The sequence below is a fragment of the Phocaeicola sp. HCN-6420 genome (genome assembly GCF_037890145.1).
Lineage (GTDB): Bacteria > Bacteroidota > Bacteroidia > Bacteroidales > Bacteroidaceae > Phocaeicola.
Genome location: NZ_JBBKBJ010000008.1, coordinates 134,027 through 155,268, shown reverse-complemented (window position 1 = coordinate 155,268; position 21,242 = coordinate 134,027). Strand labels below are relative to the sequence as shown.

The 21,242-nt window shown below is 44.5% G+C and carries 17 protein-coding genes; 13 read left to right on the top strand and 4 right to left on the bottom strand.

The window, feature by feature from the left end:
• Window positions 1-328: 328 nt before the first annotated feature.
• The 9 genes from WKT12_RS07145 to WKT12_RS07105 all read left to right on the top strand — a co-directional run bounded on the left by WKT12_RS07145 (window position 329) and on the right by WKT12_RS07105 (window position 13,376).
• On the top strand, window positions 329-457 hold the full coding sequence (locus WKT12_RS07145; protein WP_340319251.1) for a hypothetical protein: 129 nt from the start codon (window positions 329-331) through the stop codon (window positions 455-457).
• 266 nt (window positions 458-723) lie between these two features.
• A complete protein-coding gene (locus WKT12_RS07140; protein WP_021971681.1) occupies window positions 724-3,432 on the top strand; it encodes a TonB-dependent receptor in 2,709 nt (902 codons plus the stop codon).
• 25 nt (window positions 3,433-3,457) lie between these two features.
• Complete coding sequence (locus WKT12_RS07135; RefSeq protein ID WP_340319250.1) at window positions 3,458-5,914, top strand: choice-of-anchor J domain-containing protein; 2,457 nt, start codon at window positions 3,458-3,460, stop codon at window positions 5,912-5,914.
• 94 nt (window positions 5,915-6,008) lie between these two features.
• On the top strand, window positions 6,009-7,292 hold the full coding sequence (locus WKT12_RS07130) for a DNA/RNA non-specific endonuclease (RefSeq protein WP_340319249.1): 1,284 nt from the start codon (window positions 6,009-6,011) through the stop codon (window positions 7,290-7,292).
• A 14-nt stretch (window positions 7,293-7,306) separates the two neighbouring features.
• A complete protein-coding gene (locus WKT12_RS07125; RefSeq protein ID WP_340319248.1) occupies window positions 7,307-8,323 on the top strand; it encodes an endonuclease/exonuclease/phosphatase family protein in 1,017 nt (338 codons plus the stop codon).
• 370 nt (window positions 8,324-8,693) lie between these two features.
• Window positions 8,694-9,239, top strand: coding sequence for a DUF3575 domain-containing protein (locus WKT12_RS07120; RefSeq protein ID WP_340319247.1), 546 nt, complete (start codon window positions 8,694-8,696; stop codon window positions 9,237-9,239).
• 12 nt (window positions 9,240-9,251) lie between these two features.
• Window positions 9,252-11,018, top strand: a complete 1,767-nt coding sequence (locus WKT12_RS07115; RefSeq protein ID WP_340319246.1) for a tetratricopeptide repeat protein — start codon at window positions 9,252-9,254, stop codon at window positions 11,016-11,018.
• 24 nt (window positions 11,019-11,042) lie between these two features.
• Window positions 11,043-11,960 carry a hypothetical protein gene (locus WKT12_RS07110; RefSeq protein ID WP_340319245.1) on the top strand — a complete coding sequence of 306 codons (918 nt, stop codon included), beginning with the start codon at window positions 11,043-11,045 and terminating at the stop codon, window positions 11,958-11,960.
• 42 nt (window positions 11,961-12,002) lie between these two features.
• Window positions 12,003-13,376 carry a hypothetical protein gene (locus tag WKT12_RS07105; protein WP_340319244.1) on the top strand — a complete coding sequence of 458 codons (1,374 nt, stop codon included), beginning with the start codon at window positions 12,003-12,005 and terminating at the stop codon, window positions 13,374-13,376.
• Window positions 13,377-13,464: 88 nt separating this feature from the next.
• On the opposite strand, the gene WKT12_RS07100 is transcribed toward WKT12_RS07105, so the two are convergent.
• Together WKT12_RS07100 and WKT12_RS07095 are read right to left on the bottom strand one after the other, a co-directional pair.
• The gene (locus WKT12_RS07100; RefSeq protein WP_340319243.1) at window positions 13,465-14,469 is read right to left on the bottom strand and encodes a quinone-dependent dihydroorotate dehydrogenase; all 1,005 of its coding nucleotides are present in this window, start codon (window positions 14,467-14,469) and stop codon (window positions 13,465-13,467) included.
• A 261-nt stretch (window positions 14,470-14,730) separates the two neighbouring features.
• Window positions 14,731-15,681, bottom strand: a complete 951-nt coding sequence (locus tag WKT12_RS07095; protein WP_021971353.1) for a tetratricopeptide repeat protein — start codon at window positions 15,679-15,681, stop codon at window positions 14,731-14,733.
• Between the two features lie 126 nt (window positions 15,682-15,807).
• On the opposite strand from WKT12_RS07095, the gene WKT12_RS07090 reads away from it, so the two are divergent.
• The gene (locus tag WKT12_RS07090; protein WP_021971354.1) at window positions 15,808-16,512 is read left to right on the top strand and encodes a TapB family protein; all 705 of its coding nucleotides are present in this window, start codon (window positions 15,808-15,810) and stop codon (window positions 16,510-16,512) included.
• A gap of 141 nt (window positions 16,513-16,653) precedes the next feature.
• Here the strand turns inward: WKT12_RS07090 and WKT12_RS07085 are convergent, their stop codons facing one another.
• Both WKT12_RS07085 and WKT12_RS07080 read right to left on the bottom strand, forming a co-directional pair.
• Window positions 16,654-18,306, bottom strand: coding sequence for an AMP-binding protein (locus WKT12_RS07085; RefSeq protein WP_340319242.1), 1,653 nt, complete (start codon window positions 18,304-18,306; stop codon window positions 16,654-16,656).
• 14 nt (window positions 18,307-18,320) lie between these two features.
• Window positions 18,321-18,899: a helix-turn-helix domain-containing protein gene (locus tag WKT12_RS07080; RefSeq protein WP_021971356.1), complete on the bottom strand. Its 579-nt coding sequence runs from the start codon at window positions 18,897-18,899 to the stop codon at window positions 18,321-18,323.
• Window positions 18,900-19,175: 276 nt separating this feature from the next.
• Here WKT12_RS07080 and WKT12_RS07075 point away from each other — a divergent pair, with 276 nt between their 5' ends.
• The 3 genes from WKT12_RS07075 to WKT12_RS07065 all read left to right on the top strand — a co-directional run bounded on the left by WKT12_RS07075 (window position 19,176) and on the right by WKT12_RS07065 (window position 21,241).
• Complete coding sequence (locus WKT12_RS07075) at window positions 19,176-19,691, top strand: flavodoxin family protein (protein ID WP_340319241.1); 516 nt, start codon at window positions 19,176-19,178, stop codon at window positions 19,689-19,691.
• Entirely contained in the window at window positions 19,676-20,278 is a 603-nt protein-coding gene (locus tag WKT12_RS07070; RefSeq protein ID WP_021971358.1) for a hypothetical protein, read from the top strand. Before WKT12_RS07075 ends, WKT12_RS07070 begins: the two co-directional genes overlap by 16 nt.
• Window positions 20,279-20,353: 75 nt before the next feature.
• The gene (locus tag WKT12_RS07065) at window positions 20,354-21,241 is read left to right on the top strand and encodes a DMT family transporter (protein WP_021971359.1); all 888 of its coding nucleotides are present in this window, start codon (window positions 20,354-20,356) and stop codon (window positions 21,239-21,241) included.
• Window position 21,242 lies beyond the last annotated feature (1 nt).

Sequence of the window (21,242 nt, the reverse complement as noted above, 5' to 3'; positions counted from 1 at the left end):
GTGTTTAGACGGCTTTCTTTCGGGTTTCGGACGGCTTGTGGCGGAAGTCGGGGGAGGGTTTTCCGGGTGATGACGGGGCGATTTACCGGTTTTTGTACAAAAACTAAAATCTTTTGTACAAATTCTGCTGAAGGTCTTGTGGAAAAGTCCGGAATTTTCGCAGGCTTAAAAAAAGTTAATGCCTTTCTGCTTTCAATGCCCTCCCCGGAGTTTCGGCCGAAACTCTTCTTTGATTATATCTTTGTTTATTATATATAATAGGAAAGGGTGGTAACACTGGTGGTACCATCGGTGGTCCGCTTATGGTGATAATTATTTGTGATACAATATGATAGGTGGTACCGTTGGTGGTGCCATCGGTGGTCCGCCTGCTGTTTTGCCTCCTTTTCCCCAGTTTGCTGCCGGTGCGAACTTGCTTAAATCGCAACTACGTGCAGGGATGTTTCATTTCTGTTAAATTTTTGCGTTCCTGATAAAATGTTATGTGATTTTCTGTTTTTGTGAGGAAAATGTAAAGGATAATTTTGCTTTCGGTGTGATAGTGTCGGCGTAAAATCCGTAGGCTGGCTTGTATTGCATATTATTTGCATTTTTAATAATAAATTAATTAACATAATCGAGTTAATGTCCTGATAAATTTGACTTTTGCTCCTGATTTTTTAAATTTTTTTGCTATATTTGTGTTTGATTTATTAATAACACAAAAACAATTTGAGAAAACGTATGAAAAATCAATTGAAGCATTTTCTATTGTTTGCGGTGCTTGTCATATTTAGTACAGTCACTGCTGTAGCTCAGGCTACATTGAAAGGCAAGATTGTAGATGCGGAAAATAATGAGCCTCTTATCGGGGCAACGGTTTCCGTGCAAGGTTCAACTGAAGGTTCTGTAACGGACATCGACGGAGTGTTCTCGTTGAAAATACAGAAGTCGGGAGTAACCATCGAATTCAAGTATTTGGGATACAAGACCAAAACCATGAAAATAACCAAGAAGGGTGTTGTTGATCTTGGTACAGTTTCTATGGAGTCGGACGCACATGTGCTGAATGATGTGGTGATTACTTCGTCTATCGCAGTAGCCCGTAAGACACCGGTTGCCGTATCGAGTGTAGCCATGGATTTCATCGAAGAAAAGCTGGGTACACAGGAATTTCCTGAAATCCTGAAATCTACTCCGGGTGTACATGCCAACAAAGACGGTGGTGGATATGGTGACTCTGAAATCTATATGCGTGGATTCGGTAATGAGAATATCGCCGTGATGGTGAACGGTGTGCCGATGAACGATATGGAATGGGGTGGAGTTTACTGGTCGAACTGGGCCGGACTGACCGATGTGACTCGTACGATGCAGACACAGCGCGGACTGGGTGCTTCTAAGGTTTCTGCTCCTTCTGTGGGTGGTACGATTAATATCATCACTCAGAGTCTGGAAAGCAAGAAAGGCGGTACAGTAGCATATTCGCTGGGTAACGACGGTATGAACAAAATCCTGTTCAGCGTGTCTACCGGTCTTTCCAAGTCGGGATGGGCCATGACGTTGCTGGGTGCCAAGACCTGGGGTGACGGATATGTACAGGGTAGCGACTTCGAAGGATACAATTACTTCTTGAATATTTCAAAGCGTCTGAATGATGCTCATCAGTTGTCGTTGACTGTTTTCGGTGCTCCGCAGACGCACTATCAGCGTAATGGTGCCTTGACAATCGCCGACTGGAAGATGACTGAAGAGGTGTATGGCGTGAAGAATTACAAATACAATTCTACTTATGGTTTCGATAACGAAGGACGTCGCCGCACCAGCGAATATAACTCGTACCACAAGCCGCAGATCAGCTTGAACCATCAGTGGCAGATTGACGAAAAGTCATCGTTGAGTACGGTTGCTTATGTTTCTATCGGTCGTGGTTACGGTTACTCCGGACAGGGTAATGAATATTATGGTTATTCTTATCAGGACTGGAAGGGTGCCAACTATGGCGTGCTTCAGACTAAATTCCGTAAACCGGACGGTACGTTCGACTATGGAGCTATCGAAGACATCAATGCGCAGAGTGAATACGGTTCTATGCTTGCCATGAGCTTGTCGAAGAACTATCACAACTGGTATGGTTTGCTGTCGACTTATACTACCAAGTTCGGCAAGTATATCGACTTCTACGGAGGTGTGGATTTCCGTTACTACAAGGGTACACACACCAACGAAATTTCAGACTTGTACGGTGGTCAGTACTTCATGGACTCTACCCGTGGCGATGTGCTGGCTGAAAACAATATCGCTGCTGCCGACCCGATGTGGAAGTATGAAAAGCTGGGTGTAGGCGACGTGGTTTACCGTGACTACGACGGACATGTGCTGCAGGAAGGTGCTTTCTTCCAGGGCGAGTTCAACAAAGACAAGCTGTCGGCTTTCCTGGCAGGTTCATTGTCGAACACTACTTACTGGCGTTACGACCGTCTGTTCTACGACAAGGCTCATGCCAAATCGGATAATGTCAGCTTCATCGGATTTACTGCAAAAGGTGGTGCCAACTACAATATCACCGACAATCATAACGTATTCTTCAACTTGGGTTACATCAGCCGTGCGCCGAAGTTCTCTTACGGTGCGTTCATGCAGGCTAATGCAAGCCACGCCATCAACAAGGATGCCAAGAACGAGAAGGTGTTGTCGTTCGAGCTGGGTTACGGTTTCCGCAACAGCTGGCTGACTGCCAACGTGAATGCTTACTGGACCAAATGGCTGGACAAGGCGATGACAAAGTCTGGTCAGCTCGACAATCAGGAACGTACGGAATACTACATGAACATGACCGGTGTAAACGCACTGCACAAGGGTGTGGAACTGGATGTGAAGATTACTCCGCTGAGATGGCTGGACATTACCGGTATGTTCTCTTTGGGTGACTGGAAATGGGACAGCAACGCTACCGGTTATGCTTACGACGACAAGGGTATGCCGCTGAGAGAAGACGGTACACAGGCAAGTGGCATCGGTGCTCCCGACCATGTATCGGCTTCCATCAACCTGAAGGGTGTACGTGTAGGTGGTTCTGCTCAGACTACTGCTGCTCTGGGTGCTACCTTCAAGATCAACAAGTCTATCCGTGTGGGTGCCGACTGGACTTACTACGGACGTAACTATGCTTACTATTCTTTCAGCGGAAGCGACCTGAAACTGGGTAAGGAAATCAGCATCGCCGACCCATGGAAGATACCTGCTGCAAGTCAGATTGATATGAATGCTTCTTATCGTTTCAAACTGGGTAAGCTGGATGCTACTCTGTCTGGAAACGTGAACAACCTGCTTGACTACCAGTACATTTCTAAAGCATTCAATCCTAAATCGGGAGAGGTTTCGGACCAGACGATTTACTGTTACTATGCTTTCGGACGTACGTATAGTGTGAGATTGAAAGTAAACTTCTAATCACCTGTTTAATAGAATAGAATTTATGAAAAAAATATTATTTATATCAACCGCATTGCTGGCTTCGCTGACTGCATGTGATGATTATAATGACCAGTTTAACCTCGACTCTCAGATTTCGGATGTAAAGAAGGGAGTCGCTATCAAATTGGCGGCAGCAGATTATGCAACCATTGCCAATAATGCAACCAACAAGGAAATCGCTTTGTCGAAAGACCCCGAAAACGGTACGTATGTAGCAGCGCTCGAGGCTATCGGAAAAAACAGATATTTTGCCAGCAAGACTGAAGCTGAATGGTTCCTGCCGGCTTTCATTACTGAAAAATATCCGCAGGCTGATGCCGGATCTCGTTTCTCGGTTTCGTACAACATGTATAAGGAACCGTCTACTTATCTGGCCGACTTCAAGAACCTGAAGGAATATACGCTTTCGAATACCGATTACCGCAATGTATGGGGTGAAACGGCTTCGGCTACTTATCTTTCTCCGTCTACCCTGAAGAAACTTCCTGAAGTGTTGTCGGGTGCCGTAAGCAATCCTGCCGAGGGAGATATGATGGTGGTAAACTATGCATATTCTGAATTTGAGCCGAGTGCTGGCGGTGGTTCTGTCGTTCCGATGGTGTACCAGAAGGTGACTTCGTTCGACGGCGAGGCTGGTAACTATGTGATTGCTGCCAAGGCTGACGACGGTAACTATTATCCGTTCGGAAAACTGGACAAGGAAAGTTATAACTATGGTTATATGAACCCGTCGCCTATTACGGTGGGCGAGAATGGTGTGATTGCCAATGCCGACGGTGCGGAACAGGTGGTTACACTGGGTAAGAGCGACAATGGATTTACCTTGCTGAACGGCTGGTCGAAGTATATTTACCTGAGCGGTACATACAACAGCTTCAACGTTTCTTCTTCACTTCCTACCGAAGGTGGTGAATGGACCGTGAACAACAACGGAGACGGTACCTTTGCACTGGTGAATGTAGAAAAGAACAAGACTGTAAAACTGACGTATACCAAGGATAATAAGTACAGTTACGGGGCTTATCCGGAATCAAGCTATATGTATTTCTCCGACCCGATGAACAAGGAGAGCGACAAATTCACCATCAAGGATGTGACGCTGCCGGAAGGTTCTAAATATGTGTGGAAAATCGATGACTCTTATGGTTACTATAAAGGCTCTGCTTTCGTAAACAATAAGAATCTGGTTTCTGAAAGTTATGTGGTATCTTCGGAAATCGATCTTTCAAAAGCTACAGCTCCGGTATTGAACTTCACTTTGGCTATCAACTTCCTGAAAGGTAACAAGGCTACCGATTTCTTTACCGTAAGAGTTTCTTCTAATTATACGGGTGATGTGGCAGGTGCTACCTGGACTGATCTGACTTACGATGCATCGAAGGTGGGTAGCTCGTGGAGCTTTACTGATCAGTCTATCGACCTGAGCCAGTTTAAAGGACAGAAAATCGTGATTTCATACGGTTATAAGAGTACAGACAAGTGCGCTCCGACTGTGGAACTGAAAAATACTTTGGTGAAAGAAAAAGATGCAAAATACTGGGATGTATGTCTGTTTAAGGAAGTTCCTGAAAACGAAGTGGCTGCGGCTATGATGCGCATGACACGTGCTTCGGGTGCTTATGCTAATACTGCTGCATTGTATGTCTACACTAATGGTACATGGGCTGAATATGCTAAAGAAGACGTTAATGTATTGGTTGCTGATCCGAAGCTCTACGCTGAAATTGGTACTGACTATGTTTCTAAACCGTCTATTATCTTCCCGGTTTATCTGGCACAGAAGTTCCCGTATGCAGTGAAGGGCGAACAGGTAGCTGTAGTCTATAAGAAGACTGCCGACAGTAACCCGATTGTTGAAGAATATACACTGAACGGTACATGGGCTGCTTCTACTAATTATTCTACACGTACTACTATCTTCGAAAAAGCTGCCGACGGTACATATACAGCACAGGCTGGTGTTTATCTGGACGAAGCGCTGACTGGTGGCAATGACGGAGGATTTACCGTACAGGATATTGCACTGACAGGTGTAAGTTATGTATGGAAGAATGATGCAAGCTATGGATGGAAGGCTTCAGCGTTTATGAACAATACGAACAATGAAACTGAAAGCTGGCTGCTGACTCCGGCTATCGATTTGTCGGAAGCTATGACACCTCAGCTGTCATTCGAAGAAGCTCATAAGTTCCTGAACGGTAATCCGCTTTCTGAATACATGATGGTAAAAGTTTCTACTGATTATATAGACGATGTAGAATCTTGTACATGGGAAACCGTTGAAGTTGATGAAACACAGTGGTCTGACGGACAGAGCTGGGACTTCTACAAAGTAGGTCCTTATAGCTTGAGCGCATATGTTGGTCAGGTTATCCGTATTGCCTTTGTTTACAAGAGCACAAGCAGTGCTGCTCCTACTTGGGAAATTAAGAATGTTCTGGTAAACGAAGCAGAATAATTTTATAATGTATATCCGCTGGTTCTTTCTCTGCCGAAGGGTGAGAACCGGCGGATATTTTTCTCTTTACTAACGAAATCTAACAGGTTTAGTCATGAAAAAACATTTATTTATTTTAGGACTGGCACTGGCTTTGTTCAATGTCGGTTGTGATGATCAGAATACCATACCTAATGGTTATGTACAGACAACTCAGGAAGGAGCATCTACACTTGTTCTGAAAGGATACGAAAATGCTGCATTAGGCTTTTCTGTATTCCAACCGGAAGGATTTGATTCTCCGTTTTATATACAGGATAAAAAGTTTGCCGGAAACGCTTACAGTTTTACCCAGGTAGCAGCTGCACGTCTGGATGAAATGACAACTGTTCCTGCAAATGTAGAATGGCAGTCGAATGCTACTGTAACAGCTGGTGCGGCTTATTGGGCTCGCTATGCTGCTTCAACGGTATATCGTTTTGTAAAATTCCGTGTATCTGATATTAATGGAAATAATGTAACGATTGAGTATGTCGTTACCGACCAGACCGAAGAACGTCCGAACGATAATGTCAATGCAAATACTGGTTATGATAATGTTTCGGTAACCGGTTATGAAATTCCTCATTTGAATGACCAGAATGTATACGCCGATCATTATGTAACAATGGACGGAGTACAGATTCTGAACTATGCATTAGAATGGGATAATACAAAACGTCATGCCAACTGGGTAGCTTTTACGTTCGATACTACAACTTCGGCTGATAATGTGAAACGTACAGATGCCTGGTCCGTAGATCCGAAGCTTCCGGCAGAAATGCAAGTTCAGGAAAGCGATCATAAGAACGACGGTTTTGATAAAGGACACCTGTGCGCTTCGGAAGACCGTGTTTATCTGAAAGAAGCTAACGAACAGACTTTCTATTACAGTAATATGTCACCGCAGTTGAAGGACTTCAACGGTGGTTTCTGGCGTAAGCTGGAGACTCGTGTACAGACATGGGGACGTTCTACAGCCGATGGTGTATACGATAAGGTGTATGTTACAAAAGGTGGTACGCTGAATAAGCTGCTGAAAAACTTCAAAGGTACTACAGTTAATGGTGGTACTCCTACAACAGATGCAAACGGATTTACTATACACGGACTGGCTTGTCCGGAATATTACTTTATGGCTGTTCTGAGCCAGAAAGACGATGTATTCCATGCTATTGCTTTCCTGGTACCTCATAAAGAAGGTATGACCGAAAATCCTTCGTCTGACGAACTGAAAGAATATGTGGTTTCTGTAGACAAACTGGAAGAAGAAACAGGCATTGATTTCTTCTGTAATTTGCCTGATGTACTTGAAAATGAGGTAGAGGCTGCTTGTAACCTGAATGACTGGGCATGGTAACAGGAGGCACATATATGAAAAAATATCTGTTTGCGTTTTTCTGGGCATGTCTGGTAATAGCGGGCTATGCTCAAGAGCAGAAAGGTACGGTTTACGGAGTTGCCTTTTATAACCTCGAAAATTTGTTTGATACGAAGCACGATGAGGGTAAGAAAGATTATGAATATCTGCCCGACGGAAGAAATAAATGGGACGATAAGAAATATCAGTCGAAACTGAAAAATATGTCGACGGTACTTGGATCGCTGGCTACCGACAAGACACCTGAGGGGGCTGCGGTAATAGGCATGGCTGAGGTGGAAAACCGTCGTGTGCTGGAGGACTTGCTGAAACAGCCGGCTCTGGCAAATCGTGGTTACGAAATTATCCATTATGAGGGACCGGACGAACGGGGTGTGGATTGTGCGTTTTTCTATAACCCGAAACTGTATACGGTGACAGCTACAAAGCTGGTGCCATATGTACTGGCTCAGCCGACTGACCGTCCGACTCGTGGTTTCCTTGTAGCCGACGGCAAATTGGCAGGCGAGCGTGTAGCATTTATCGTCAACCACTGGCCGTCAAGAGGTGCTGCTTCGCTGGCTCGTGAACGTGCGGGCGTGCAGGTACGTGCCTTGAAGGATTCCTTGCAGCGTCTGGACTCGAAGATCAAGATCGTTATCATGGGCGACATGAACGATGATCCGATGGACAAGAGTATGGCAGAAGCCCTGGGAGCAAAGCGTGAAATGAAAGATGTGAAGAAGAAAGATTTATATAATCCTTGGTGGAATACGCTTGCCGGAGGCGATGGTACATTAAAGTATAGAGGTAAATGGAATTTGTTCGACCAGATTGTTTTTACTGGCAATTTCCTGAACAAACGCCATAAGAAACTGAGTTATTACAGTCACGAGATTTTCAAGCGCGATTTCCTGATGCAGTCGGATGGCAGATATAAAGGTTATCCGCTGCGTACACAGGCGGGGGGCCGATGGATGAACGGCTACAGCGATCATCTGCCTACGGTGGTGTATTTCATCAAGAAATAATTTATTCAAGTAAGATTTATTAGATGTAATATGATTTATTAAAAGATGACGCGTCATAGTGACGCGTCATCTTTTTTGTTTTCCATTATAGAATTATTAAGGGGTATTCCACGTGTAGTCACGTATAGAGATGAATTGGGCTAAAAGGGCGTATGTGGACTATGGAACAGGAGTCGTACGAATATTATAGGTTAAAAACTTTTTTGTACAAATAATGAAACGTTTTGTGTTCTGGAATACGTTTTCTTGTATTGTATTTTTTTATTACAAAATGATTTGTTTTATAAAAAATTTTAAATATATTTACAGTGTGATAAGATAGAGAAGAGTATTTTGAATGTTGTAATTGTATTTAATTCCTTTGTTCTGTATGTCTAAATCTGTTTTGTTTTATATACTGGTATCGGCTTCTGTAATATTAGGTACTGTTCGTTTATCAGCCCAGGATATTGCTCTTAAGACCAATGGATTGTATTGGCTGACAACGACTGTCAATGCAGGAGTGGAGATTGCTGTTAGTAATAAGCTGACTATAGATTTTCAGGCAGCCTATAACCCATGGACATTTCAAGATGACAAAAAAATGCGCTTTTGGCTGGCGCAACCGGAATTAAAATATTGGTTGTGTGAAAAGTTTGAGGGGCATTTTGTCGGTTTCCATTTGCATGGAGGGCAATATTTCGGTGGCTTTAATGATACACGATATGATGGATATTTAGCAGGTGCGGGTGTATCTTACGGATATGACTGGATTTTATCACCTCATTGGAATCTGGAAATGGCGTTAGGAATAGGATATGCTCATTTGTGGTTTGATAAGAGCCCGCGTATTTATTGTGAAAAATGCAGGAATAGCGAACGGAAAAACTATTTCGGTCCAACTAAAGCTGCTATTTCGTTAATCTATGTTTTTTAAAAGAAATGGAGTATGAAGAAACGACGTGGTTTATTAAGTGGACTATCAGGTATAGTGTTAGTAAGTTTGCTCGCTGGATGTGCTTCTGGTCGGCATCTCCAAAACCGACTGTCTGTACTTCCTGATTCCTCTGTACTGGTTCCGGATACGTTGGGGAGTGTGCATCTGGATATGGTTTTCCAATTGCCGGAACATTATTTGTCGAAACGTAACAGGCTGGTTGTTGTACCTCAATTACTGATAAACGGTGAGGTGCGTGAGGAATTGGCACCGGTTGTTGCTGATGCATCTATTTATGATAAGAAGCTAACTCGTAAACAGAAGATTGAGGGATATCGAGATAGGTATGATACACGAATGAAGATAGACGATGTTTCAAAAAGAATCGATATTCCTTACCGGAGCAGTTTTGTTGTTCCCGATGACATGGAAACCGGATATGTACGTGCAGTGATAAGTAAGGACGGCTGTGGCGAATGTACGGGCATTGATACGATAGACATAGCTCAGATTAGTAATCCGGTATCGCTTGTCGATGTAAAGAAGGGAATGAATCTGGTTTGGATAGAACCGGAGTTTGTCATCCGTCCGAAAATACGTGAGGGACGAGGAGAGGCACGCCTTCAGTTCCTTATAAACCGGTACGATATCAATATGGAGTTGGGAAACAACCGGCAGGAGATGGAAAGTATGACTCAGACTTTACGTCCGCTCTTTGCAGATACACTGGCACAGTTACGTGATTTTCTGATTAATGGGATGGCTTCGGCCGACGGAGGATATGCCTTCAATACCAGACTGGCACGAAATCGTGCGGCATCGGCCAGAGAATGGGTTATAGAAACATTGAATATCCGTCCGGAAATACAGAAACTTATAAAAGTGGGGTCCAAGCCCGAGGGCTGGTGGCCTGTATACGAAGCGATGGTAGCAGACGGGAATCCGGATTCGTTGGCGGTAAAACAAATATTGACTCGTTATACGGAAGGAAACGATGATGTACAAGAACGTTACATCCGTAAGTTGCCTTGCTGGAATGACATTAAGAACAAATATCTTCAGAAAGACCGTAAAGTGGAATATATCTACAGTTATACACTCCGAAGCTTTACTACCGACAAAGAACTGCTGGATATGTATACAAAGCGTCCAGATGCTTTCAATGAAGACGAATTACTGCGTGTCGCTTCGTTAATGGAAGAAGATAGCAAGAAAAAAGAGGTTTATCATACACTGATGACATATTTCCCACAGTCGCAGGTAGCTGCCAACAATCTGGCAGTACTCTATTTGCGTGACGGAGAGGAAGAAAAGGCAAGGCATACACTTGAGAGACTTGATAGTCATTCTCCGGAAGCGATTAATACGCTTGCCGCAGGATATGTTTATGCTGGAGATTATGAACGGGCTATAGAATTATTGCAGGAAGTGGATTTGCCACAGGCACGTTATAATCTGGGACTTTTGAAAGCACGGCAGCGTAAATTAAATGAGGCTTATCATCTGCTGAAAGATTTTCGTGACGTAAATGTTGCAGTGGTAGCACTAAGTGTAGCCCGCAATACTGAGGCAAAGGAAATTATGGATAGTGTAGAAGATAACAGTTGTCTGGCCGAATATGTACGTGCCCTGATTGATGCACGTATGAATAATGATTCTGGTTTTTACAAACATATACGTAAAGCTTGTGAGCAAGAATCATTGCGTATCAGGGCTGCCGGAGAACCTGATTTTATTGATTATCGGGGGGAAGCTGCTTTTCGGAAAATTGTAGAATGATAAACATTAACAGAAGTGGAAGTTATGAAAAAGAATAGATTATATCTTGTCTGCTGGGTACTGATGATACACATGGTTGGGTTAACATCATGTATCCGTGATGAAATATTGCCTTGTCCGCCTCTGCAAGTGATGATTGATATTGAAGACAAGAATTATGACAATATTGACTTTATCGAAGAAAAGACCGGGTTGGATTTTCGTAAGGATGAAAGCATGAGCTTTCGGAGTTATATCCAAAAGTTGTTTTATGCGCTCTATGATCTGGAAACCGGTGAGATTGTTTTTACTCGCCATTTACACGATGTAGAAGGAGATGCTTCAATGGCTACTGCCTACTTGCCGGAAAATCTTCCGTTCGGGCGTTATGGATTGGTGGTATGGGGAAATATTCTCAGAGAAGATGGTATTGTTGCAGATGGTCGCTTTGGCACTTATGATTTGCATCAGGGACATGTAGAAGGATATGATGTGTATATGACTGCCGATGAATTACTCTATGATGAAGTGAATTACAGTTATGTAGTGAAGTTGAAGCGGATTAAGGGGAAGCTGCTTATTCAGGCATTAAATTTTCCTCCGGAAATAGGTTGGTCTAAGAAAACGGTCAGTGGAGTAACCGGAAATGTAGATTATGAGTTGAATTACTCGGAACCGGAAACAGTAGTAACCTATACGGAGTGGAAAAACCGGACATCGGAGTTTGTAAGCAGTACGTTTTTGTCGCCTTCTGCCACTTCGTCCGGTAGTACGGTAGATGCAGATTTGTATGATGAGCCAGAAATGCTGGAGCCTGTGATCAATCTTGAAACTGTTTCTGTAGAAATAGAGCGCAATAAAATAACCGTGTTACGCTATGTATATGATGAGAGTACAAGTAATACAAACATTTATGTTTTACTGGATGACGGCTGGGATGCAGTGCATAATCTGGAGAAATAGACTGATGGAAAGATAGATGTTTAACCTAAATATAAGTAAAAAATGAAAGCAAAATTTTTAATGATGGCTGTGGGGGCTGCTATGATGGCTTTTACGGCATGTACCAATGAAAAGATTGTTTATGTGGAAAGTGACAATGGTACTGAACAGCTTAAACCGGGCGAAGGTATCGTTGAAATTGCATTGTCGAGTGCTACTACACGTGCGGCACGTCCTATCGATCATTTTAATCCTACAGTTGCTACTACGGATGGTGGAAACAATGTAAACTGTATTGGCTTTAGGGTGTATAATAATGCAGGAGCACTTGATGGTAATGTAAAAGTTACTGCGGTAGACAACTCTGATGTTACAGAAACAACATTGAATGAGTATGTGCTGCAGAGAAATTTAAGCAGCTATGCGAGCAACCAGACGATAAAAATTAAACTGTCGGGATTGTCTCAAGGAATTAATAAGATTATTGCGTATGGATACAATGCAGCAGACGGAACAACTTTTCCCTATACTTTGACGAATCAGCAAAAGGAGGTCGAGGTTGAAGGTCAAGAAGAACCAAAAATGGTTGATATTGTCGGCTTGAAATGTGCAATAAACACTACAAATAATCCGGAAAAGTTTCCTGAGGAGATTTTTTCAGGAGCCATTGAGGCAAGTGTAAATGAACATGGGTTGTTTACAGCAGAAAATACACTTACTCTCGAACGTCAGGTAGCCGGTATGTTGGTTTATCTGGAAAATGTACCTGCTTATGTATTGAACAAAAAAGTTGGAAAAATCACTATTTCTACCATTATAAATGTGGAAGGATTGTATTTCCCTTATAAAGGTGAGAATGGTGAGTTGAATCCAGCATATAATGGATATACTAATGATAGCTTTTCTAACACAGATTTGTTGACTTTTACTTTTAATTCAGATAATACGAGCAATTTTGATGCTGCATCAAACGGAGGTTCTTATATCTTCTCAAGAAAAAGTAATGGGAAAGAAAAAACCGACAATAAGAGATTTTTACTGCCAGACGAAATGGATGATGACGTGAAACAATATATGGATGACAACATCGAATGTAAGAGCAATACCTTGTTTGGTAGCTGCTTCCTGCTTCCATTCCCTGCAAAGAATACTTCACATGATGGCTGGAATGCACTGAACATTGTGTATTGGGGTACAGATGGCCAGATGATAAAAGCTGTTCCACTTAAAGATAGTAATGTTGATAATAGTGAAGGTTATTCCATTACCCGCAATCATTTCTACTCAATCGGTACAAAAAAGACACCGGACCTTCCAGGTTCTGGTGATCCTGATGATGATGATGATCCGTTGGATATCGATGATGTAACCGGTTACGATTACTATTATCTCCAGATTGACGATGCATGGGACGGCTATTTTGGCTTAAACAAGTAATTTTTTTTAGTTAAACTCTTATAATTAATAAAAACTGACTCGCCTGTGATGGGGGGTCAGTTTTTTTTATGCGGCAACAGAGGAAGGTTTATTTTTGCTGTGAAGGTAACGCTTCCGCTATACGTTTCACGATGCCCGGTCCCTCGTAGATGAAGGCTGAATAAATCTGTACCAGATGTGCGCCTGCCTTGAGCATGTTGTGGGCTTCCAGCGGTGTCATGACGCCTCCAGCTCCGATAATCAGCATGTCTTTGGGGGCATGGGCGGAAAGGTATTTGACAACTTCTACCGACTTGTGGATGACCGGCAGTCCGCTGATACCTCCGGCACCTACCTGAGTGATTTCCGACTGACTGGAGTGGATGAGCAGCGAGCGGTCTTGTGTCGGTCCGGTAGCGATGAATCCGCTGACGTGATGCTGGCAGGCAAAGTTGATGATGCCGTCCAGCTTTTCGAGAGGAATATCAGCCGGAAGTTTCAGCAGGACGGGCTTGCGTACATGCTGCTTCTCGTCAGTCAGGGCAGTGAGTATGGTACCCAGTATCTCGGGAGCGATGCTTCCCCAGTTGATGGTATAGTAATCGGCATACGTGCTGAACGTATCGTACAGGTCGGTAACCTCCGCTACAGCCAGGGCTTCGTCTGCCGGATGATTGCTGTTGATATTGACACCCAGTATATATTTTCCGTTTCGTTTCCGTTTCAGGTTTTCCAGTACGGCAGCTTTTCCGGGATTATTGAAGCCGGTACGGGATACTAAGGCATGGTCTTGCGGCAGGCGGAAGATGCGCGGTGAGGGGTTTCCGGCAACCTTTTCGGGGGTAACCGTTCCTACTTCGAGGAACCCGAAGCCTAAATCACTTAATTCGTCGAAACAACTTGCTTCCTTGTCGAAACCGGCAGACAGTCCCACACGGTTGCCGAATGTCAGGTTCTGCCACTGGAAGGGAGCAGCCTTAGGACGGTAAGCCGAACGGATCAGACCTTTTACCGGGGGCAGGTGACGATATACATGAAGCATGGTTATAATCTGGTTGTGGATTTTCTCTGCATCGATACGGAATAACCAGGGACGAATAATTGATTTATACATAATTGTAAATATTAAATTGGTTTTCGTACTGCAAAGGTACGACTTCCGTTCGAGAATCTGTCATAAAAAAAAGTTATCGCCTATTACTGCCTGCAAGAGAAACCGGATTCGGTTGGAAGTAAATGATAATATGTTGTTCCTTTTTTATTGTGTCCCGGAAAACGGGGTTGGCCGGTTTCCGGGATTGAAGAAGAGTTCGGTTGAGGAGCGGAGTTTATTTTAATGTTTGTATTTTAGTCAGGATAATAGTCCCGTATTGCCTTAGTATATACCTGGAGCAGCGTTCTGCTTAAAGTTGTCGTAATTTCCTGTAATCTGCTTTTCGTTTTCAGGATTCAGTTCGATTGCTTTTTTCATATCTTCCACCGAGCCGTCCTTATCTCCTTTCAGCAGGCGGATACGTCCTCTTTCCTGATAGAAGACAGCATTCTGAGGCATCAGTTCAGTTGCTTCGGTATACAGTTCGACGGCCTTGTCGAATTCCTTCTGTTCAGCCAGCATTTCTCCTTTCAGCAAGTAAGCCTTTTCATTGAACGGGTTGATTTCCAGTACCTGATCGAAGCATGTATAGGCTTCCTGAGTTTCACCGAGTGCCGCATGTATCTTTCCTTTCAGCAAGAGAGCATCTTCTTCTTCGGGAGCAATGGAAAGGACTTTTTCCAGATCGCCCATGGCATCTTTAGCCTGACGCATGTCCCACAAGACCTCGGCACGGAGGAGATAGGCTGCGGCATATTCTTCGTTCTGGGCAATAGCCTTAGTCAGCATGACGATAGCTTGCAAGTCGTTCTTCATGCCACGTGCAGCCTTGGCTGCCAGGTAGTAGGCAAGGGCATTGGTTTCGTCGAGCTTGATGGCTTTCTGACAAGCGTCGTCCATGCTTTCGTAATCTTCCTGCATGTAGCAGATGCTGGCCAGCGACAGCAGACCTTTTACGTTTTCGGGAGTCTTATCAATCAGGCGGTCGAGAGTGATGCGTGCATCGTCGGTACGTCCCGCTTCCACGTAAGCATTAGCAAGCAGTTGTAATGTTTCCGGCTCATCGTTCAGCTCTATGGCTTGTTCGAAACATTTTATGGCATAAGCCAGCTGATGCATGTTGTGTGCGCGTATGCCGTCGTATTTCAGGATTTCGAAATTTTTCTTTTCCTGTTTAGCTTGTTGGTCTTCGCTCGGTTTGCTTCCTCCGAATAAGGATGATAATAAGCCCATAATTTTATCTTTTTATGTTAATGTGTTGCAAAGATAACGAGAAAATTAACTTAATGAATATGTTTGCTGAAAAGAAATTCGTATGTTTGCACGACAATAAAGCTGTGAATTTAAAAAAGATAAATTATGAAAAAGATGCTGTTGGCCATTGTAGCCTTGCTGGCATGCCATACCATGCAGGCACAATATTTCTGTACAACTAATGGTACAGAATTGCACTACGTAAATTATGATGAGGCGGGACAAAGCCTGTCGAACGAAACGGTTACAGTATATAATGGGGTGAATAACGCTTCAGGAGCAAGTGCGCAGTACTTGGCTAAGATTGTAACCAACAAGACAAAGAACAATACCAGCTATACACTTTATAACTGGAGTTACGATGGTAATGTAACTACCTGTCAGGAAGACTTGATGTACGGCCCTTATATCAAATCGGATTCCGATCCGGCCAAATATGACTCGAAGGCACGTCAGGCTATGGCAGACGATTTGAAGCTGAAAGGGGATAATTCTTTCACGATCAAAAAGCAGGCCAATGCAGGTGAAGCTATTCCTGACCGCTCTTATTCGCTGATTTCAAACATGTTGAAGAATGAAGTGACTATTTCGGGCGCAGCTTACATGGGAACGGAACAGGTCAGTACAACTGCCGGTAAGTTCGATTGTATCAAGATTTCATACCTGAAACGTACAAAGATTGTGCTGAAATCGGAAACTATCCGTGTGACTGAATGGTATGCCGAAGGTATCGGTCTGGTAAAATCGGAAACTTACAATACCAAAGGCGAGCCGGATGGCAAGACGATTCTGGTGAAAATTGTAAAATAAGCTGATAAACAAACAGGCTGTATGTGCCGGTAACATAAAAATCTCCTACTTTTGTAGGAGATTTTTTATTTCTAAGTTTCAATCTGTATGTAAGATTTTACTTCTGCAATTCTATTTTGAGGCGACCTTTTTTTTATAATCTTAAATCACTTCAATGCCCTGCTGCCGGCAAAGTTCCAGACTTAAATCCTTCAGTTTGAACTTCTGGATCTTTCCACTTCCCGTCATCGGGAATTCCTTTACAAAGAAAATGTATTTCGGAATCTTGTAGCGGGCAATCTTTCCTTCACAGAACTCACGGACATCGTATTCGTTCATCGTACATCCTTCGTGCAGGATGATGAAGGCTCCCACCGCCTCACCGTATTTTTTTGAGGGGACACCTGCCACCTGTACATCCTTTATGCCCGGCATCTGATAGAGAAATTCCTCTATCTCGCGCGGATAGATATTCTCTCCTCCACGGATAATCATGTCCTTGATACGTCCCGTGATGCGATAATTACCGTTCTCGTCTTTTACACCCAGGTCGCCCGAGTGCAGGAAGCCGTTCTTGTCTATTACTTCGGCAGTAGCTTCCGGATTCTTGTAGTACCCTTTCATGGTATTGTATCCACGGTTGCACATTTCGCCCTGTACGCCTTGTGGACATTCTTCACCCGTTTCCGGATCGAGAACCTTTACTTCTGTAAACTCGAAGTCGTGTCCTACCGTAGTGAAGCGTACCTCCTGCGGATCGTCGATGCGGCTGTGCGTCATGCCCGGCGAGGCCTCTGTCAGACCATATACGCTGGTTACCTTCATAAACATTTTTTCTTCCACCTGCTTCATCAGCTCTATCGGACAGAGAGATCCTGCCATGATACCCGTGCGCAGGCAGGACAGGTCGAACAGGTCGAACATCGGATGGTTCAGTTCGGCAATGAACATGGTCGGTACCCCGTAGAGTGCCGTACAGCGTTCCTTATGGATGGAAGCGAGCACCAGCAGCGGGTCGAACCGTTCTACCATGACTTCCGTACAGCCGTGCGTCAGGCAGTTCATGGTGGCGAGCACCACCCCGAAACAATGGAACAGCGGTACGCAGACACAGAGCTTGTCGTCGGAAGTGAACTTCATGTGCTCTCCTGTCAGGAATCCGTTGTTGGCAATATTATAGTGGGTAAGCATCACTCCCTTTGGGAAGCCCGTCGTACCCGAAGTATATTGCATGTTTACTGTATCGTGGCAGTTGATTTTTTTCTTTGCCTCGTCGAGTACCGTATCGTCGATGTTGTTTCCCAGCAGCAGAATCTCCGCCGTGTTGTACATGCCGCGATACTTTTCCTGACCGATATAGATGACGTTTCGCATGTGCGGGAAACGTTTGCTTTTCATGTGACCACGCTCGAATGTTTTCAGCTCGGGAAGCATGCGGTACGTCATTTCCACAAAGTTACTGTCCTTTTCTCCGTCGACAATACAAAGTGTATGCATGTCCGAGTTCTCGCACAAGTATTCCAGCTCCGCCTGCTTGTAGTTGGTATTGACGGTAACGGCTACCGCACCAATCTTGGCACAGGCATAAAGAAACGTCAGCCAGTCGGGGACGTTTCGTGCCCATATTCCTACATGCGTGCCGTGCGTAATGCCGATGGCAAGCAATCCCTTTGCCATATTGTCTACACGGCGGTTGAACTGACTCCACGTAAAACGCAGGTTACGGTCGGAGTATACGATATATTCCTTGTCGGGCGTTTCGGCGGCCCAGTGCTCCAGCCAGTCGCCCAATGTTCTTTCCGATAATTGTATCATACGCAGTCGGTTTATCAGATGGGAGTATAGATAACGGCCAGGATGCGGGCTTCCTGTCCCTCGAACGCATGAACGTGATGCGGTACGATAGAGTCATAGTAAATGGTATCTCCTTCTTCCAGCAGATACGTATACTTGCCATAGTTAATTTCCAGCGTTCCTTTCAGTACCATGATGAACTCTTCTCCTTCGTGTGCCGAGAGATTGAATTCACTGTTCCCGTCTGCATCGATGTCGACAATGAACGGCTCCATGTGTCGGTCGGTCTTGCTGCGCGACAGGGCATGATAATGCAGATGCTGCCGGGCGTCGAGTGCATTGTTCGAAAAGCTGATGGTATCGTCAGCTTCTCCGCGCCGGCATACTACCGGACCGGCTTCGTCGGGCTGGTCGTCGAGGAAGGTTCCCAGACGTACTCCCAAGGCGCGTGCCAGTTTTACCAGTGGAGCAAGCGACGGAATATCAATATTTTCTTCGATGCGGGTTATTTGTTCGATGGCGAGGCCGGTACGGTCTGCCAGTTCATCCAGACTTATTTCTTTGGCCATTCTGAGACCTTTAATCTTTTCTCCGATAACGTTTGTTCTATCCATAGTATAAGCAGTTTTTGTTAATGCGTAAGCCCTTATTGGGCTTTTAATGAATAAGGTCGGTGACAAATATAGTAAAGATTTTATAATACGCACGGTATAGATGTCTAAAAAAGGTTACTGTGCTTTTCCGTTCATATTCAGTTAACTAATATTTTCATAAAAAAACATATACGGCAGGCTGGTTGTGAACTAAAGTGAAAGTACCCTTGTTCTGATTTAGACGGTTTGGCCGTTTAAAAGACATTTGAAGTTCTTTCAAACATAAACAGAAAGAGTATGAAACTGATTATGACCGACCGCCCTGTCGACGTAAGTTTTCTGAAGAACGAGGCGGTGAAATATATCGATTTGTCATCCCTGCGGATAGCCAACTGCATGGGATGCTTTGGATGCTGGACAAAGACGCCGGGCAAATGTGTGATTCGTGACGACGCCACCCGGGTTTATCCGTATATCGCCGCAAGCGATACGGTACTGTATGTCAGTCGGCTGTGTTACGGCGGCTACGACAGCGTGATGAAAACCATGCTGGAGCGTGCCATCCCCGTGCAGCAGGCTTTTATACGCATCCACAAGGGAGAAACGCATCACGTACAGCGTGCCGTGACGATGAAGAAAGCCACGATTCTTGCCTACGGTGACATCTCGCCCGAAGAGCAGGAGATTTTCCGGCAACTGATAGCCCGTAATGCCATCAATATGAGTTTTGAGAGTTATGAAGTGAAGTTTGCAACCGAGGCCATGTTGAACGATGTGGTAAAAGAAATTGTGGAAAAATGGGAAACGTGCTGATTCTGAACGGCAGCCCGAGGGCACCGAAATCTAATTCGCGGCAATATGCCGAAATCTTTTCGGCCAACTGTCAGTTGCCGTCAGACTATTTCAATATATCGAAGAGCAATCATGCCGAACTCTGCCGGAGGATGTCGGAGTATTCCGATGTGTTGCTGGTGTTTCCGCTTTATGCCGATTCGCTTCCGGTAGGTTTCCTGAATTTCCTGAAGCATCTGGAAGCCAATCCTCCGAAGCGGAAACCAATTGTGTCTATCCTGATTAACTGCGGTTTTCTGGAGCATCAGCAAAACGATATCGCCTTGAAGATGCTTCGTTTCTTCTGCCGGAAGAACGGCTATCAGATAGGTTCGGTGCTGGCATTGGGAAGTGGAGAAGCGATTCTTGGCACCCCGTTCCGTTATGTAGCGGTCAGAGCGGTCAAGAAACTGGCGAAATCTGTCGGAAGCGGGAGTTACCGTACGATACGTGCCACCATGCCGCTGAGCAAACGCTTGTTTCTCTGGGCTGCCACGTACTACTGGACTTGGTACGGCAAGCGTTTCGGAACAACCAAGGAGCAGATGCAGACCATGAAGATTGAGTAAGGATGTTTTTGCATCCGTTCGCCTCCTGTGCTACAAAATTGTTTTGTACCTTTGCGCCGACAAAAAATAAGACGAATGAAAGAGGCTTTTATCAAACTTCATCTTTCGGTACTGATAGCCGGAGGTACGGGAGTATTCGGGCGTTTGATTACCCTGAACGAGGGACTGCTGGTGTGGTATCGTATGCTTTTTGCAGGTGTGTTGTTTTATATCGTACTTTTCCTGCTGAAGAAACTGCGTAAACTTCCAGTTCGCGATGCTCTGCGTATTGCCTCGGTAGGATTGTTGCTGGCAGTACACTGGCTGTTTTTCTATGGCAGTATCAAGGCATCGAACGTATCTATCGGGGTGGTCTGCCTGTCGCTGATGAGTTTCTTCACCGCCTTGTTCGATCCGCTTATCAACCGTCACCGCGTATCGGCAAGCGAAATCGTATTCAGTCTGATAGGAGTGGCGGGCATTGTGCTCATCTTTCATTTCGATACCCGTTATCGGACGGGTATTCTCATGGGAGTGGTGTCGTCGGCACTGGCTTCCTTGTTTACCATCTGCAACAAGAAAGTGGCATCGGGTTATCCGTCGGGCATTACCTTGCTCTATGAAATGGGAGGGGGATTTGCGGGCCTGACCTGCATGTTGCCTTTGTATCTGTATTTCTTTCCTGTACCTACCATATTGCCTTCGGCTACCGATTTCGGCTATTTGCTGGTGTTTGCTTCAGTGTGTACCGTTCTGTTGTATATTCTTCAGATACAGGTGCTGAAGAAGATTTCGGCGTTTACGTTCAATCTCACTTACAATCTGGAGCCTATTTACAGCATCATTCTGGCAATGATTATCTTTCGGGAAGCAAAGGACTTGAACTTCAGTTTTTATACCGGACTGGGACTGATATTTCTTTCTGTCGTGATGCAGACGGGAAGGGTGGCTTGGCAGGCGAAGAAAAATCAATTAAAACCCTAAA

Coding starts and splice junctions, on each gene's coding strand:
- WKT12_RS07065 (WP_021971359.1), top strand. CDS start 20,354: ATGAAAGAGGCTTTTATCAAACTTCATCTTTCGGTACTGATAGCCGGA.
- WKT12_RS07100 (WP_340319243.1), bottom strand. CDS start 14,469: ATGTATAAATCAATTATTCGTCCCTGGTTATTCCGTATCGATGCAGAG.
- WKT12_RS07110 (WP_340319245.1), top strand. CDS start 11,043: ATGAAAAAGAATAGATTATATCTTGTCTGCTGGGTACTGATGATACAC.
- WKT12_RS07115 (WP_340319246.1), top strand. CDS start 9,252: ATGAAGAAACGACGTGGTTTATTAAGTGGACTATCAGGTATAGTGTTA.
- WKT12_RS07135 (WP_340319250.1), top strand. CDS start 3,458: ATGAAAAAAATATTATTTATATCAACCGCATTGCTGGCTTCGCTGACT.
- WKT12_RS07120 (WP_340319247.1), top strand. CDS start 8,694: ATGTCTAAATCTGTTTTGTTTTATATACTGGTATCGGCTTCTGTAATA.
- WKT12_RS07125 (WP_340319248.1), top strand. CDS start 7,307: ATGAAAAAATATCTGTTTGCGTTTTTCTGGGCATGTCTGGTAATAGCG.
- WKT12_RS07130 (WP_340319249.1), top strand. CDS start 6,009: ATGAAAAAACATTTATTTATTTTAGGACTGGCACTGGCTTTGTTCAAT.
- WKT12_RS07080 (WP_021971356.1), bottom strand. CDS start 18,899: ATGGATAGAACAAACGTTATCGGAGAAAAGATTAAAGGTCTCAGAATG.
- WKT12_RS07090 (WP_021971354.1), top strand. CDS start 15,808: ATGAAAAAGATGCTGTTGGCCATTGTAGCCTTGCTGGCATGCCATACC.
- WKT12_RS07085 (WP_340319242.1), bottom strand. CDS start 18,306: ATGATACAATTATCGGAAAGAACATTGGGCGACTGGCTGGAGCACTGG.
- WKT12_RS07145 (WP_340319251.1), top strand. CDS start 329: ATGATAGGTGGTACCGTTGGTGGTGCCATCGGTGGTCCGCCTGCTGTT.
- WKT12_RS07105 (WP_340319244.1), top strand. CDS start 12,003: ATGAAAGCAAAATTTTTAATGATGGCTGTGGGGGCTGCTATGATGGCT.
- WKT12_RS07140 (WP_021971681.1), top strand. CDS start 724: ATGAAAAATCAATTGAAGCATTTTCTATTGTTTGCGGTGCTTGTCATA.
- WKT12_RS07070 (WP_021971358.1), top strand. CDS start 19,676: ATGGGAAACGTGCTGATTCTGAACGGCAGCCCGAGGGCACCGAAATCT.
- WKT12_RS07075 (WP_340319241.1), top strand. CDS start 19,176: ATGAAACTGATTATGACCGACCGCCCTGTCGACGTAAGTTTTCTGAAG.
- WKT12_RS07095 (WP_021971353.1), bottom strand. CDS start 15,681: ATGGGCTTATTATCATCCTTATTCGGAGGAAGCAAACCGAGCGAAGAC.